This window comes from Pseudomonas sp. DW-iso17, from assembly GCF_058725345.1.
Map to the genome: position 1 here is coordinate 138509 of NZ_JBZXEA010000003.1, position 13313 is coordinate 151821.

The following is a 13313-nucleotide window of genomic DNA, read 5'->3' on the forward strand; positions in this document are numbered from 1 at the left end:
GGCTATAACTTCCAGTCGATACACCCGGCTAACGCCTGCCTGGGCTATGGCGAACTAATGGCATTGTTCGGTAGTTCTAAATAGCCATACTTTTCGCAACGTTAGATATTCCTCAATGATGTCGTCAGCGCCCATCGATGCTTGCAAAATGCAGATCCCGCATACCGACCAGGTGTGCGCGTGGCTGATGCAGCACGCCGGGCTCAAAATCGCTGATCTGGAACGCGCCCAGCGTTTATCCACTGAGCCTGGCGACCTGCTCGGTTTACTCACGCGCCTGGGCCTGGTGTCCGAGGTCGAACTGGCTCGCGCCTGGGCCGATTTGCTGAATGCGCCACTGCTGCTGGCCGACGCGGCGCCGCCGTTGCTCGACCCGCTTCCCGTGCTCACCGAGCGCTTTATGCGTCATTACCAGGTCGTGCCGATGGGTTGGCATCAGGGCGGGTTGCGCGTAATGGCCGCCAACCCGGCGCAGTGGTATCCGTTCCAGGCCCTGGCGTATGCCTGTGAGGTGCCGGTCTGGCTGGCCATCGGTTCGCGTAATGAAGTCGACACACTGATCGAGCGCTATTACGGCCAGGGCCGTTCCGCCATGGGCAGCCTGATCGAAAACCTCGATGAGCAGGGCGGCGTGCTGGAAGACATCGAACACCTCAAGGACATGGCCTCCGAAGCGCCAGTGATTCGCCTGGTCAATCTGATCCTGCAGCGCGCCGTGGAACAGCGCGCCTCGGATATCCATATCGAACCCTTCGAAAACCAACTCAAGGTGCGCTACCGCATCGACGGCGTGCTGCACGACGCCGAAGCACCGCCTGCCAGTTCGTCGGCGGCGGTGATCTCGCGGGTGAAGATAATGGCGCGCCTGGACATCGCCGAACGACGCCTGCCCCAGGACGGGCGCATCATGCTGCGCATCCAGGGCAAGGCGCTGGATCTGCGGGTGTCCACGGTGCCCACCAGCTTCGGCGAGTCGGTGGTGATGCGCCTGTTGGACCGGCAAACCGTGCAATTCGATTTCCCCAGCCTGGGCTTTGATGGCCCGCGCCTGGCGGCCTTCCAGGATCTATTGGCGCGGCCCCACGGCATCCTGTTGGTCACCGGGCCTACGGGCTCTGGCAAAACCACCACGCTCTATACCGCGTTGTCGCAGCTCAATACCGCTGAACGCAAGATCATCACCGTGGAAGACCCGGTGGAATATCAGCTTGAAGGGATTAACCAGATCCAGGTCAAGCCGGCCATCGGCCTGGACTTTGCCGGAGCGCTGCGCGCCATCGTGCGCCAGGACCCGGACGTGATCATGATCGGCGAAATCCGCGACCTGGAAACCTGCCGCATTGCCGTCCAATCGTCACTCACTGGCCATCTGGTCCTCTCGACCCTGCACACCAACAGCGCTGCGGCGAGTATCACGCGCTTGCTGGACATGGGCGTGGAAAGCTACCTGATTGCCTCCACGGTCAGCGGTATTCTCGCCCAGCGCCTGGTGCGGCGCCTGGACCCGGCCACGCGAGTAGCCTTCCAGGCCCCAGCGGAATTGATCAAGGAGCATGGCCTGGATCGCCTGACCGAGCAGCGTCCGATCCTGCTTTACCGCGGTGACTATCACGGCCGCAGCGCCCTCACTGAATTGTTGGTGATGAACGATGAGTTGCGTGGCTTGCTGATGGGCCACGCCGACGCCGCCAGCCTCGAGCACGCCGCCCGCCGCGCCGGTTTGCGCACCTTGTATGAAGACGGTTTGCGCCAGGCCCTGGCCGGTGTCACCTCCCTGGAAGAAGTGCTGCGCGTCACCCGCGGAGATGACGCGTGAGCCTGTTCAAGTTCCGCGCCCTGGACAGCCAGGGCGTGGCCCAGAGCGGCACGTTGCAGGCCATTGACCAAGCGGCCGCTGTCGCCGTCTTGCATCAGCGCGGGTGGTTGTTGCTGCACATCGAAACGGCCAGCGGCCCCTTGTTGCGCCAGGCACGTGGGCAGTTGAAGGGCGTAGCGCTGGTGAGTTTCACCCAGCAATTGGCCACGCTACTGGGCGCCGGCCAGCCCCTCGAACGCGCTTTAAACCTGTTGCTCAAGCAAGCCCGCCATCCCCAGGTGCAGGCCTTGATCGAGCGTATTCGCGATCAGGTCAAGGCCGGCAAACCGCTGTCGGCGGCGCTGGAGGAGGAGGGCGGCACGTTTTCCCCGCTGTACCTGAGCATGGTGCGCGCCGGTGAGGCCGGCGGGGCGCTGGAGGGCACCTTGCGCCAGCTCAGCGACTACCTGGAACGCAGCCAGTTACTGCGCGGCGAGGTGATCAATGCGCTGATCTACCCGGCGTTCCTGGTGGTGGGTGTACTGGGTTCACTGGCGCTGTTGCTGGCCTATGTGGTGCCGCAATTCGTGCCGATTTTTCAGGACCTGGGCGTACCGATTCCACTGATCACCGAGATGATCCTGGGGCTTGGCGAGTTCCTCGGTGCCTATGGCCTGGTGGTGCTGGCCGGGTTGTCGATCAGTGGGTGGATCCTGGCGGCGCGCCTGCGCGACCCCCTGCGCCGTGAGCGTTACGACCGTCACCTGCTGGGCATCCGCGTGATCGGCCCGCTGTTGCAACGGGTGCAAGCCGCCCGCCTGACCCGCACCCTCGGCACGTTGCTCAGCAATGGCGTGGCGCTGCTGCCCGCGCTGGTGATCGCCCGGCAAGTCTGCAGCAACCGTGCGCTCCAGGCGCAAGTGGCGCTGGCAGCGCAACGGGTCAAGGGCGGCGGTACGCTGGCCGATGCGTTCGGTCGCCAGCCGCTGCTACCGGAGCTGGCGCTGCACATGATCGAAGTCGGTGAACAGGCCGGCGAACTGGACAGCATGCTGCTCAAGGTTGCCGACATCTTCGACGTCGAGGCCAAGCGCGCCATCGAACGCTTGCTCGCGGCAATGGTGCCGACCCTGACCGTGGTCATGGCGGTGCTGGTGGCGGTGATCATGCTGGCGATCATGCTGCCGCTGATGAGCCTCACCAGCCATATATGAACTTTCAAGGAGCAGAACCGATGAAAACCCGACACCGCCAAGGCGGCTTCACCCTTTTGGAAATGCTGGCGGTGATCGTGCTGCTGGGCATTGTCGCGACCATTGTGGTGCGCCAGGTCGGTGGCAATGTGGACAAGGGCAAGTACGGCGCGGGCAAGGCGCAACTGGCCAGTTTGAGCATGAAGATCGACAGCTACGCCCTGGACGTGGGCGCGCCGCCCAACAACCTGCAACAGCTGCTCGACAAGCCGGCCAGTGCTTCCAACTGGGCCGGCCCCTACGCCAAGCCTTCGGAGCTGAAAGACCCGTTCGGCCACGGGTTTGGCTATCGCTTCCCCGGTGAGCACGGCGCCTTCGACCTGATCTTCTACGGCCAGGACGGCCAACCCGGCGGCGAGGGCTACAGTGCCGACCTGGGCAACTGGGAATAACCCGCCCGTGGGCCAGCGAGGCTTTACCCTGCTGGAGATGCTGGTGGTCATCCTATTGATCGGCATTGCGGCGGGTTTGTTGGGGCTGGGTGTACGGCAAGGGCTGCAGGTGGCCAAGGAGCGGCGGGTGGTCGCGCAGATGGTCGAGGCGCTGCGCGCCACGCGCGCGAGCGCCATCGTCAGCGGCCAGGCGACGCACACTCGGTTTGACCTCCAGGGCCGCACGTTCCAGGCTTCAGGGCGTGCGTCACAGCAGTGGCCAGCGCAGGTGCAAGTGACCTTGCACAGTGCCGAGCAGGCAGGGTCCGCCGTGGTGTTCTATCCCGACGGCAGTTCTACCGGCGGCAACCTGCTGCTGGCCAACGGCAGCCGGCGTTGGCGCATCGATATTGGCTGGCTCACCGGCAGTGTGCAATCCAAGGCGCTGCCATGAAGCACCAGGCCGGCTTCACCTTACTGGAAATGCTCGCCGCCCTGACGTTGATGGCGGTGTGCAGCAGCGTGTTGCTGGTTGCCTTCGGCCAGAGCGCGCGCGCCTTGTCCCAGGTGGCCCGCAGTGACCGCCTTACCCATGCCGCGCTCACGCTGCTGGACCAGGAAGCTGCCGGCCCGCTGATTGAAGGAACCCGCCAAGGCCAACTCGACGGCATCCATTGGCAACTGACCAGCACCCGCCAACAGCCGCACCTGTTTCGTCTTGACCTGAACGTGCGTGAAGGCGCGCATCAGGCGCACTTCAGCACTTTGAAGGCGCGCCTGTGAAGCGCCGTGAGCAGGGTTTCACCCTGCTGGAAGTGCTCGTGGTGCTCAGCTTGCTGTCGGTGTTGTTGCTGCTGGTGAGCGCAGCGTTGCTGGGGGCCAATCGGGCGGTGGCCAAGGCCCAGGCCTACACCGTCAGCCTGGATGAAATGCGCGCCGCCCAACAGTTTTTGCGCACCTCGATCAGCGAGGCGCTGCCGCTAAAGCTCACTGGCGATGACAGCCAGGCCGAAGGTTTTTTTATCGGCACGCCTGAGCGTCTGCAATTTGTGGCGACCTTGCCCGGTGTATTGGGCGGGGGGATCCAGCGCTTTACCCTCCAACGGGTCGGGCAGGATTTGCAGGTGGCTTTTTCGCAGAGGGCCTCCCACGCCAACGCGCAGCGCGATGAGCCGCAGGTACTTTTGCACAACGTCGAGGCGCTGCAGTTCAGCTATCGCGGTGTCTCGCCACTGGGCCAGCCCACCGACTGGTTGAGCCCGTGGCCCTGGCCCCGGCGCCTGCCCACAGCGGTGCGCATCGACGCCTCCGTCGACGGGCCGGTGCCATGGGTCGCCCAGGTGGTTGCGCTGCGCCTGAACCTGTCCAGCGCGAGCAGCGAAGAATGAAGCGCCAACGCGGTGCGGCCCTGTTGCTGGTGTTGTGGGTGCTGGCCTTGCTCAGCGTATTGCTGGGTGGCCTGGCCGGGTGGGTGCAACTGCAAAGTCGCCAGGCGCTGTGGCTGCGCCAGCATACCCAGACACTATTGGCCGCCCAGGCCGGTATCGCACAGGTCATGGCGCAAGGGCAGTGGGTGGCGGACGGGCGTTCTATGGCGCTGACCTTCGACGACGCCCGCTTGCAGGTCAGTCTGCGCAGTGAGCGTGGCAAGTTGTACCTGGTCAACGCTGCCCCCCAAGACCTCACGCGCCTGGCCCTGGCCTGCGGCGCCACACCGGTTCAGGCCCAGCAGTTGGCCAAGGCCCTTGAGACGCGGCGCCATAAGGGCCTGGCGCCGTTTCGGGTACTGGAGCAAGTGCGTCAACTTCCCGGCATGACCCAGGCGCTCTACAGCGAACTACTGCCGGAAATTACCTTGTGGAGCGACCTCGACCGGCCCGCTTCGGCATTCGCCAGCCCCTTGATGCGCAAGGCGCTGAACCTGCCACGCCAGGACGCCGAGGGCGTCGACCCCGGCCAGGTCATGGAAATCGACAGCCGCGCCGAGCGCCCCGGCGGCTATCAGGCACGCCTGCGACTGACCCTTTTATTAAGCCCTGCGGAGGACAGCGCACAGCCCTATCGGGTGGTGCGGTGGCAAGAATGATTCAACTCGAACCAATTGCCCGCTATTGGCGCGGCAGCCTGCTGCAACAAGGCTGGCGCCTGTGGCTCACAGAGTTACGCGGCTGTGTGCCGAAGTGGCTGGCGTTCCAGGACCCGCCCGAGCACGTTCATCACTGGCCGCTCACGGCACCGGTGGTGCCAGGCAATGCGCGCCAGGTGCTGATGCTTGCTCCTGATGCTGTGTTGCAGCAAAGCGTGCAACTGCCTCTGGCTGCCGCGCGCAACCTCGTGGAGGTGGTTGGCTATGAACTGGACCGCTATACCCCGTTCAACGCCGAGCAGCTCTACTTTGTCGCCCGCCTGGAGCAGCGCACGCCCAGCCACCTGGAGGTGAGGGTGGTGGCGATCCTGCGCGAGCGCCTGGACCAGGTCCTCACTGACTGTGCCGCCCTCGGCCTGTACCCACACCGTGTGGACGCGGCGGGCCTGGGTATCGACCTGCTGCCCGCGCCGTTGCGCCCGCGTTCACGTTCTGCCGGCAAGCAATTACAGCGCAGCCTGCCGTGGTTGTGCGGCGCGTTGCTGATTGCGGCGATGCTGTTGTGGCTCAACGATCGCCAGCGGGTACTCGACAGCATGCACGCCACTGTTCAACAGCAAAAAGCCGAGGTCGCGCAGGTGCACGCCCTGCGCCAGCAACTGCTCAACACCCGTGGTGCGGCGCAGTACCTGTCCCAGCGCAAAAGGGCGCAACCCCCCCTGGCCGGCCTACTGAATGACTTGACCAGCTGTCTGCCCGCCGACACCTGGCTCGACCAATTGGACGTCAAGGACGGCGAGGTGAGCTTTTCCGGCCAGAGCGCCAAGGCCAGTGGCCTGATCAGCCGCATCAAAGGCTGCCAGCGCTTGGACAACGCGCAGTTCGAAGGGGTGATCCAACCCGACGCACGCACCGGCAAGGACCAGTTTGCCTTGCGTGCCCACTTACGCCAGGAGGCCGCCGATGCGCCGACCCCTCACACGCCGTGAACGCCGCGGCGCCGCCTTGTTGACCCTGGCGTTGGTGCTCGGCGCGGCCTATTGGCTGTTGATCGACAGCTGGTTCGCCGGGCCGCTGCGGGCCATGGGTGAACAGGCCGAACAGTTGCGTGAACAGCAGCAGCGCTATGCCAGCGTCATACGCCAGGGCGATGCCTTGCGCGAACAGCTGGCGCAGGCACAGCAAGACCCGGCCAGCAGCGCCAGCCTGTTGCCGGGGGACGACCCGGACGTGGTCGCCGCCGACCTGATGCAGCGTCTTGCCGACCTGATCAACAGCCACGCCAACCTCGGCGGCGGCTGCAACCTCACCCAGCGCAAGCCGATCACGCCTGAACAAAACGACAGCGAGCCCTATCGTCAGGTCAAGGTCAGCCTCACGCTCAATTGCGCGATCGAACCGCTGACCGCGATCCTGCATGGGCTGGAATATCAGCCGCCTTTTCTGTTCGTCGATGAGCTGCATATTCGTCGCGACAAACAGGCGCCAGCCAGTGGTGGGGCAGGCAAGCTGGCGGTGCAACTGCTGGTGCGCGGCTACCTGCAACCGGCGCGGGTGGCACCATGATCGGCCCATTGCGTCCTCTTGAATGGGGCTGGCTCGGCGTGGCCGGGCTCTTGGGATTGTTGATGGCGATGATCCTCAGCAGCATCGGCGATGCCCCCCGGTGGTTACCCGATGCGCCGGTGCACGCGCCACCCTCTTTCCAGGTGCAGGCCGCTCCCACGCCGGCGTTGCGAGACCTTGCCGGTACCTGGCAAGCGCCGCTGTTCAGCCCGGATCGCCGCCCGGACCGGGAGGTGGGTAAAACCCAGGTGGCGAGCCTGGCCAACCTGACCCTCAGCGGCATCATGATCACCGGCAACCTGCAAATGGCCATGCTCAAGCAAGCCGGTGGCCCAACGCTCACGGTGCGCTTGGGCCAGGCGTTGCCCAACGGCTGGCGCCTGGAACACCTGACCCCGCAATACGCTCGTTTTGCCCTGGACGGGCGCACCCAGACCCTGAGCCTCTACGGTAAGCGGTTACCCCTGATCTCACATCCCCGCGAGTCTCTCCCTTGATTGATATGCGCACTTCGCTGTTTTGCCTGGCTACCGCCGTCTCCCTGGGCGGCTGTGGCTCTTTGCCCGACACCCTCGACCCGGACGACGACCTGCTGCACGAGGCCCTGCAGGGCACCGGCACACAACGCCCGGCGCTTCAGGCGCCTGTGGCCGAAAGCCCTCCACCTGCCACCCAGGCTCCGCCGCAGCGCCAGCTGATTCGTGGCAATCAAGCGTTTGTGCGCCAGCCCGCAGCGCCGGCAAACGTGCCGCAGCAGGGGGGCGACATCGTGTTCAACTTCGCCGACCAGCCTATCGAGGCCGTGATCAACAGCGTGATGGGCGACCTGTTGCACGAGAACTACAGCATCGCCGAGGGCGTGAAGGGCACTGTCAGCTTCTCCACCTCCAAACCCGTGGACAAACAGCAAGCGCTGTCGATTCTCGAAACCCTGCTGTCCTGGACCGACAACGCCATGATCAAGCAGGGCAACCGCTATGTGATCCTGCCGGCCAACCAGGCAGTGGCGGGCAAGCTGGTGCCGCAGATGCGCGTGGCGCAACCGGCCAGCGGCCTCTCGGCACGTCTGTTTTCACTGCGCTATATCTCGGCCACCGAGATGCAGAAACTGCTCAAACCCTTCGCCCGTGAAAACGCTTTTTTGTTGGTCGACCCGGCGCGTAATGTCCTGAGCCTGGCCGGCACGCCCGACGAACTGGCCAACTACCAGGACACCATCGACACCTTCGACGTGGACTGGCTCAAGGGCATGTCGGTGGCGGTGTTCGGCCTGCAACGCGCCTCGGTGGCCGAGCTGATGCCCGAGCTGCAAGCCATGTTCGGCGCGGACAGTGGCACACCCCTGGCCGGCATGCTGCGGTTCTTGCCGGTCGAGCGCACCAACTCGGTGGTGGCGATTTCTTCCCAGCCCCAGTACCTCACCGAAGTGGGCGACTGGATCCGCACCATCGACGAGGGCGGCGGCAACGAGCCGCAGATGTATGTGTACGACGTGCGCAATATGAAGGCCGCTGATCTGGCCAAGTACCTGCGGCAGATTTACGGCAATGGCGCGATCAAGGATGATGCCCCGGCGAAGGTCGCGCCGGGCTTGCGTACCACCACCCTGTCCTCGTCCACCAGTGCCGGTTTGCAGGCGAGCGCCCCGGTGCCCGCAGCCGAAGAACCTGAATCCGAGCCTGACGAAAACACCCCGGCATCGCCCACCAGCGACCTCGAAGCGGGCACGCGCATCACCGCGCAAAAGAGCAGCAACCAACTGCTGGTACGCACCCGCCCGGCGCAATGGAAAGAGATCGAAGCGGCGATCAAACGCCTCGACAACCCACCGCTGCAAGTGCAGATCGAGACGCGCATCCTGGAGGTCAAACTCACCGGCGAACTGGACCTGGGGGTGCAGTGGTACCTGGGCCGCCTGGCCGGCAATTCCACCAGCACCACGGTGGCCAATGCTTCCGGCAGCCAAGGCGCCTTGGGCGGTGGCGGGGCAGGGCTGGGGGCGGCGGACTCGTTGTTCTACTCCTTCGTCAGTTCCAACCTGCAAGTGGCCCTGCACGCCCTGGAGACCAATGGCCGCACCCAGGTGCTGTCGGCGCCATCGCTGGTGGTGATGAACAACCAGCCGGCGCAGATCCAGGTGGGGGACAACATTCCCATCAGCCAGACCACCGTCAATACCGGGGACGCCGACACCACCTTGAGCAGTGTGGAATATGTGCAGACGGGGGTGATTCTGGATGTGGTGCCGCGCATCAATCCGGGTGGGCTGGTGTACATGGATATCCAGCAACAGGTCAGTGATGCCCAGAACCCGACGGGGAACAGTGAGACGCCGGTGAACCCGCGTATCTCCACGCGCTCGGTGTCCACCCAGGTGGCGGTGCAGAGTGGCCAGACGGTATTGCTCGGCGGATTGATCAAGCAGGACAACGCTGAGAGCGTCAGTGCCGTGCCTTACCTGGCGAAGATTCCGGGGTTGCGCTGGTTGTTTGGCAATACCGGCAAGTCCAAGGACCGCACGGAGCTGATTGTGCTGATTACGCCGAGGGTGATTACCAGCAGCAGCCAGGCGCGGCAGGTGACGGATGATTATCGCCAGCAGATGCAGTTGTTGCGACCCGCCCAATAAGCCCTCTCCCACATTGATCGTTCCCACGCTCTGCGTGGGAATGCCGCCCTGGACGCTCCGCGTCCCATCTGCACAACGTGACGCGGAGCGTCACAGGATGTATTCCCACGCAGAGCGTGGGAACGATCATCACGGCAGGGCGTCACCCTATTGCTGCAACAGCAACGCCTGCTGCTTGAGCTTGCGTTTCTGCGCAAACGGCAAGCTCTCATCATCCCCATACGGCGCGCTGTACCAGTTGCCGTAGCTGGGGTTGGGCAGCAGGAACCAACGCTGGCCTAGCCAATTCACATAGGGTTCGACGGCCTTGCGTTGTGCATCCAGGGTGTTGTGCTCGGCCTGCACGAAATCGCCCAGGGAGTCTCCGGCCATCAACAGCACGCGGGCATGCCTGGCGACCCACTGACGGCGGCACTGCTTGCCGTAGCCCGCGCTTTCGCAGTGGCCGGTGGGGGTGCTGGCCGCCAGGATCTGTGCGTCGCTCTCAATCGGGAAACCGCGCAAACGCAGGTTTTTGGCCGTGGCCGCGACCTGGCTGTGTTCTCGGTTGGTGAGGTAGTAAACCTGGATGCCTTTTTGCCGGGCCGCCTGCAGGAACGCCACCGAGCCTGGCAGTGCCTGGGCCTTGGCCTGCTCGACCCAGGTGTTCCAGCGATCATAGGAATAGACCTGATTGTTGATGATGTCGCGGGCGTTGAGGGGCACGTTGTCCAACAGCGTTTCGTCGATATCCACCACCACCGCCGGGGGCAGGCCGGCCAGGTTGCGTGGGGCAAAAGGCAGGGCGTCCCAGCTCGGGTCGGCCAGGGCGACGTCCAGTTGACGGGTGGCATTGGCGAAGAGCTGGCGGTAGATCAGTTCGTGCTCGATGGACGTCTGGGTCCAGAGCACGGCGTCGAGTTGGTCATTGGCCGGCGGGTGTTGCTGGCAGCCTGCGAGGGCGGTGGTGAGCAAGCAGAGGCTGGCAAAGAACAGGTTGCGCATGGGCTGGGTCTCGAAGAGCGTGGTGGCGTGGTCAGCACGCCAGTCTAATCACTTGCGATGCTCGCGGCTCGTTGCCGTTTCGCAATCGTCTTAAAGCCAGGCTTCACCCTTGGCGGGTAATGTAGCGAGCGCCTGCGAAGAGGGCCTGACAGTCAACACAGCTGGATTGTGTACATATCCATTGCTGCGGTAACGGCCACTTAGGGTTTCCGCTCTGACAGCGGGTCACTTTGGAAAAGCCCCAAAGTAACCAAAGGGCTCTTGCCTTACCACTCGGCACCTCGCTTAGGCTCGGCCAGCGTGGTTTAACGGGGCGCTTGAGATCAAGATCAAAAGCAGATCAAGAGCGGCTCGCTTCGCATCGTGGTTACCGTCTGCTGCTACAGCCCAAAAAAGTTGTGTAGATGGCGATGCCGAACCTGTGGCGAGGGAGCTTGCTCCCGTGACGCCCTGAAAGCCTGCGCATATCTACCTGACGACCCGTGTTCCAACTGTGGGAGCTGGCTTGCCTGCGAAAGCGGTGGGTCAGTCGCTGCATCTGTGACTGCACCACCGCTTTCGCAGGCAAGCCAGCTCCCACGTTGAATCTTCGTGCATTGCGTTCGCTTAATTCATCGGCATTGGAGCGGGTGCTGTTTTATTTGTCCTGGCGCGCATCCAGGGTTTTTTGATGCTCGGCCAGGAAGGGTTGCTCCGCTGGATCAAAACGATCAATCCCGGCGGTGAAGCGGTGCCAGTAGGGGTACAACGGCTGACGGCGAGTGACGGCTTCGATGCGCGCCGACTGCTCGTCGGTGAGTTTCAGTTCGGTGGCCGCCAGGTTATCGCGCAGGTGTGCTTCCGTACGGGCGCCGACAATCAGCGAGGTGATCCCCGGGCGATCCTTGAGCCAGGCCAGGCAGGTACGGGCGACCGAGACGCCGTGTTCATCGCCGACGGCGGCGAGGGTCTCGATAATGTCCAGCGCACGTTCCTGGTCGTGGACGTAGGGTTCCGGCCAACCGCTGCCCTGGCGGGTATTGGCCGGTGGCTTGTGCCCGCGGCGGGTTGTGCCGGTCAGCAAGCCTTCGCCCATCGGGCCCCACACCAAAGTGCCGACCTGCTGGTCCAGGGCCAACGGCAGCAACTCGTACTCGGCCTCGCGGGATTCCGGAGTGTAGTAGATCTGCTGGCTAATCGGCTTGAGCATGCCGTGCAGTTCAGCCTTGCCCAGGGTTTTCATCATCTGCCAGGCGGTGAAGTTGCTGGTGCCGAAATAGCGGATCTTGCCCGAACCCACCAACAGGCGCAGGGCTTCCAGGGTCTCTTCGATTGGCGTCATGCCGTCCCAGTTGTGCAGTTGGTACAAGTCGATGTGGTCGGTACCCAGGCGCTTGAGGCTGGCTTCGCACGCGCGGATCAAGTGGTAGCGCGATGAGCCGGAGTTGTTGGGGTTGTCGTCCACCGGGCTGCGGCCCTTGGTGGCTAGCAGAATGTCGTGACGCTTGTCGCCCAGCGCCTTGCCCACCACTTCTTCGGCCAAGCCGTGGGAATAGAGATCAGCGGTGTCGACCATATTCACCCCGGCGTCGAACGCCATATCGAACATGCGCTTGGCCAGGGGCACATCCACCGCACCGCATTTTTCAAATTCTGCGCGACCGCCAAAAGGGACGGTGCCAAGGATGATTTCCGATACCAGCAGGCCGGAATGACCCATTTGTCGATACTGCATGTTGCCTCCTACTTAACGTTGCACGTGAAGGTGTGAACGATGGGGGCGGCGATAGTTTGAATTTTTTCGTGAAATCCTCGCGCCCGTCTTGGCATGACGTCAATGAAGATTGTTTCGCTGGATGAAATGCTGGATTGTGAATCCTGGTCATTCCGCCAGACAGGGCAGCGGTAGAACATCCCTGGCGTCGATACCCACTCATTTGGAGCCTGTCATGACCCAGCCTGCGATCAAACTCTATGGTTTTCCCCTGTCCGGCCACTCCCACCGGGTCGAGCTGATGTTGTCCCTGCTGGGGCTGGCGAGTGAATTTATCCTGGTGGACCTCAAGCAAGGCGCGCATAAAACGCCTGAGTTCCTCACCACCCTGAACAGCTTTGGCCAGGTGCCGGTGATTGATGACGGCGGCACGGTACTGGCCGACTCCAATGCGATCCTGATTTACCTGGCCAGCACCTATGGCAGCGGCCAATGGCTGCCGAGCGACCTTGTCGGGCAAGCCAAGGTGCAGCGTTGGCTCTCGGCCGCCGCCGGCCCACTCCATGCCGGGCCTGCCACGGCGCGCTTGGCCACGGTGTTTGGCGCCGAGGTGGACACTGTCGGCGCAATCAACCGTGCCCATGCCTTGCTTAGCGTGATGGAGCAGCAACTGAGCCAGAGCCGTTTCCTCGCCAGTGAACAGCCCAGCATTGCCGATATCGCCTTCTACACCTATGTGGCCCATGCGCCGGAAGGCAATGTGTCCCTGGCCGACTACCCTGAGGTACGCGCCTGGCTCGCCAGCATCGAAGCACTGCCGGGTTTTGTCGGCATGCCGCGCACGGCTGTCGGTTTGCAATCGAGTTGAAGCCCAACACCTGTGGCGAGGGAGCTTGCTCCCGCTGGGCTGCGCAGCAGCCCCAACAAGGCTGCCGT

14 protein-coding genes are annotated in these 13313 nt (G+C 63.6%); 12 read left to right on the forward strand and 2 right to left on the reverse strand.

Annotation, left to right across the window (positions count from 1 at the left end; genetic code table 11):
- Positions 1–118: 118 nt before the first annotated feature.
- From gspE to gspD, 11 genes are read left to right on the forward strand one after another with little or no spacing between them, the layout of a single operon-like run.
- On the forward strand, positions 119–1816 hold the full coding sequence (gspE, locus tag AC4PS6_RS03230; RefSeq protein ID WP_032902067.1) for a type II secretion system ATPase GspE: 1698 nt from the start codon (positions 119–121) through the stop codon (positions 1814–1816).
- On the forward strand, positions 1813–3009 hold the full coding sequence (gene gspF / locus AC4PS6_RS03235) for a type II secretion system inner membrane protein GspF (RefSeq protein WP_014719116.1): 1197 nt from the start codon (positions 1813–1815) through the stop codon (positions 3007–3009). The genes gspE and gspF overlap by 4 nt, the downstream gene beginning before the upstream one ends.
- Positions 3010–3029: 20 nt before the next feature.
- Positions 3030–3440 carry a type II secretion system major pseudopilin GspG gene (gspG, locus tag AC4PS6_RS03240; RefSeq protein ID WP_019821138.1) on the forward strand — a complete coding sequence of 137 codons (411 nt, stop codon included), beginning with the start codon at positions 3030–3032 and terminating at the stop codon, positions 3438–3440.
- A gap of 7 nt (positions 3441–3447) precedes the next feature.
- Entirely contained in the window at positions 3448–3873 is a 426-nt protein-coding gene (locus AC4PS6_RS03245) for a GspH/FimT family pseudopilin (RefSeq protein ID WP_020300759.1), read from the forward strand.
- Complete coding sequence (locus tag AC4PS6_RS03250) at positions 3870–4202, forward strand: type II secretion system protein (protein ID WP_014719114.1); 333 nt, start codon at positions 3870–3872, stop codon at positions 4200–4202. The genes AC4PS6_RS03245 and AC4PS6_RS03250 overlap by 4 nt, the downstream gene beginning before the upstream one ends.
- A complete protein-coding gene (locus AC4PS6_RS03255) occupies positions 4199–4807 on the forward strand; it encodes a type II secretion system protein GspJ (protein ID WP_072433813.1) in 609 nt (202 codons plus the stop codon). Before AC4PS6_RS03250 ends, AC4PS6_RS03255 begins: the two co-directional genes overlap by 4 nt.
- Positions 4804–5505: a type II secretion system minor pseudopilin GspK gene (locus tag AC4PS6_RS03260; protein WP_336827390.1), complete on the forward strand. Its 702-nt coding sequence runs from the start codon at positions 4804–4806 to the stop codon at positions 5503–5505. The genes AC4PS6_RS03255 and AC4PS6_RS03260 overlap by 4 nt, the downstream gene beginning before the upstream one ends.
- Positions 5502–6494 carry a PilN domain-containing protein gene (locus AC4PS6_RS03265; protein WP_060767776.1) on the forward strand — a complete coding sequence of 331 codons (993 nt, stop codon included), beginning with the start codon at positions 5502–5504 and terminating at the stop codon, positions 6492–6494. Before AC4PS6_RS03260 ends, AC4PS6_RS03265 begins: the two co-directional genes overlap by 4 nt.
- Positions 6469–7071: a type II secretion system protein GspM gene (gspM, locus tag AC4PS6_RS03270; RefSeq protein WP_032902001.1), complete on the forward strand. Its 603-nt coding sequence runs from the start codon at positions 6469–6471 to the stop codon at positions 7069–7071. Before AC4PS6_RS03265 ends, gspM begins: the two co-directional genes overlap by 26 nt.
- Positions 7068–7568 carry a type II secretion system protein, XpsN-like gene (locus AC4PS6_RS03275; protein ID WP_072446239.1) on the forward strand — a complete coding sequence of 167 codons (501 nt, stop codon included), beginning with the start codon at positions 7068–7070 and terminating at the stop codon, positions 7566–7568. The genes gspM and AC4PS6_RS03275 overlap by 4 nt, the downstream gene beginning before the upstream one ends.
- Positions 7569–7573: 5 nt before the next feature.
- Positions 7574–9700, forward strand: a complete 2127-nt coding sequence (gspD, locus tag AC4PS6_RS03280; protein ID WP_336827391.1) for a type II secretion system secretin GspD — start codon at positions 7574–7576, stop codon at positions 9698–9700.
- Between the two features lie 147 nt (positions 9701–9847).
- Here the strand turns inward: gspD and AC4PS6_RS03285 are convergent, their stop codons facing one another.
- Entirely contained in the window at positions 9848–10684 is an 837-nt protein-coding gene (locus AC4PS6_RS03285) for a 5'-nucleotidase, lipoprotein e(P4) family (RefSeq protein ID WP_020300753.1), read from the reverse strand.
- A 637-nt stretch (positions 10685–11321) separates the two neighbouring features.
- Positions 11322–12398: an aldo/keto reductase gene (locus AC4PS6_RS03290; protein ID WP_336827431.1), complete on the reverse strand. Its 1077-nt coding sequence runs from the start codon at positions 12396–12398 to the stop codon at positions 11322–11324.
- Between the two features lie 214 nt (positions 12399–12612).
- On the opposite strand from AC4PS6_RS03290, the gene AC4PS6_RS03295 reads away from it, so the two are divergent.
- A complete protein-coding gene (locus tag AC4PS6_RS03295) occupies positions 12613–13245 on the forward strand; it encodes a glutathione S-transferase family protein (RefSeq protein ID WP_336827432.1) in 633 nt (210 codons plus the stop codon).
- The last annotated feature ends 68 nt before the right edge of the window (positions 13246–13313 follow it).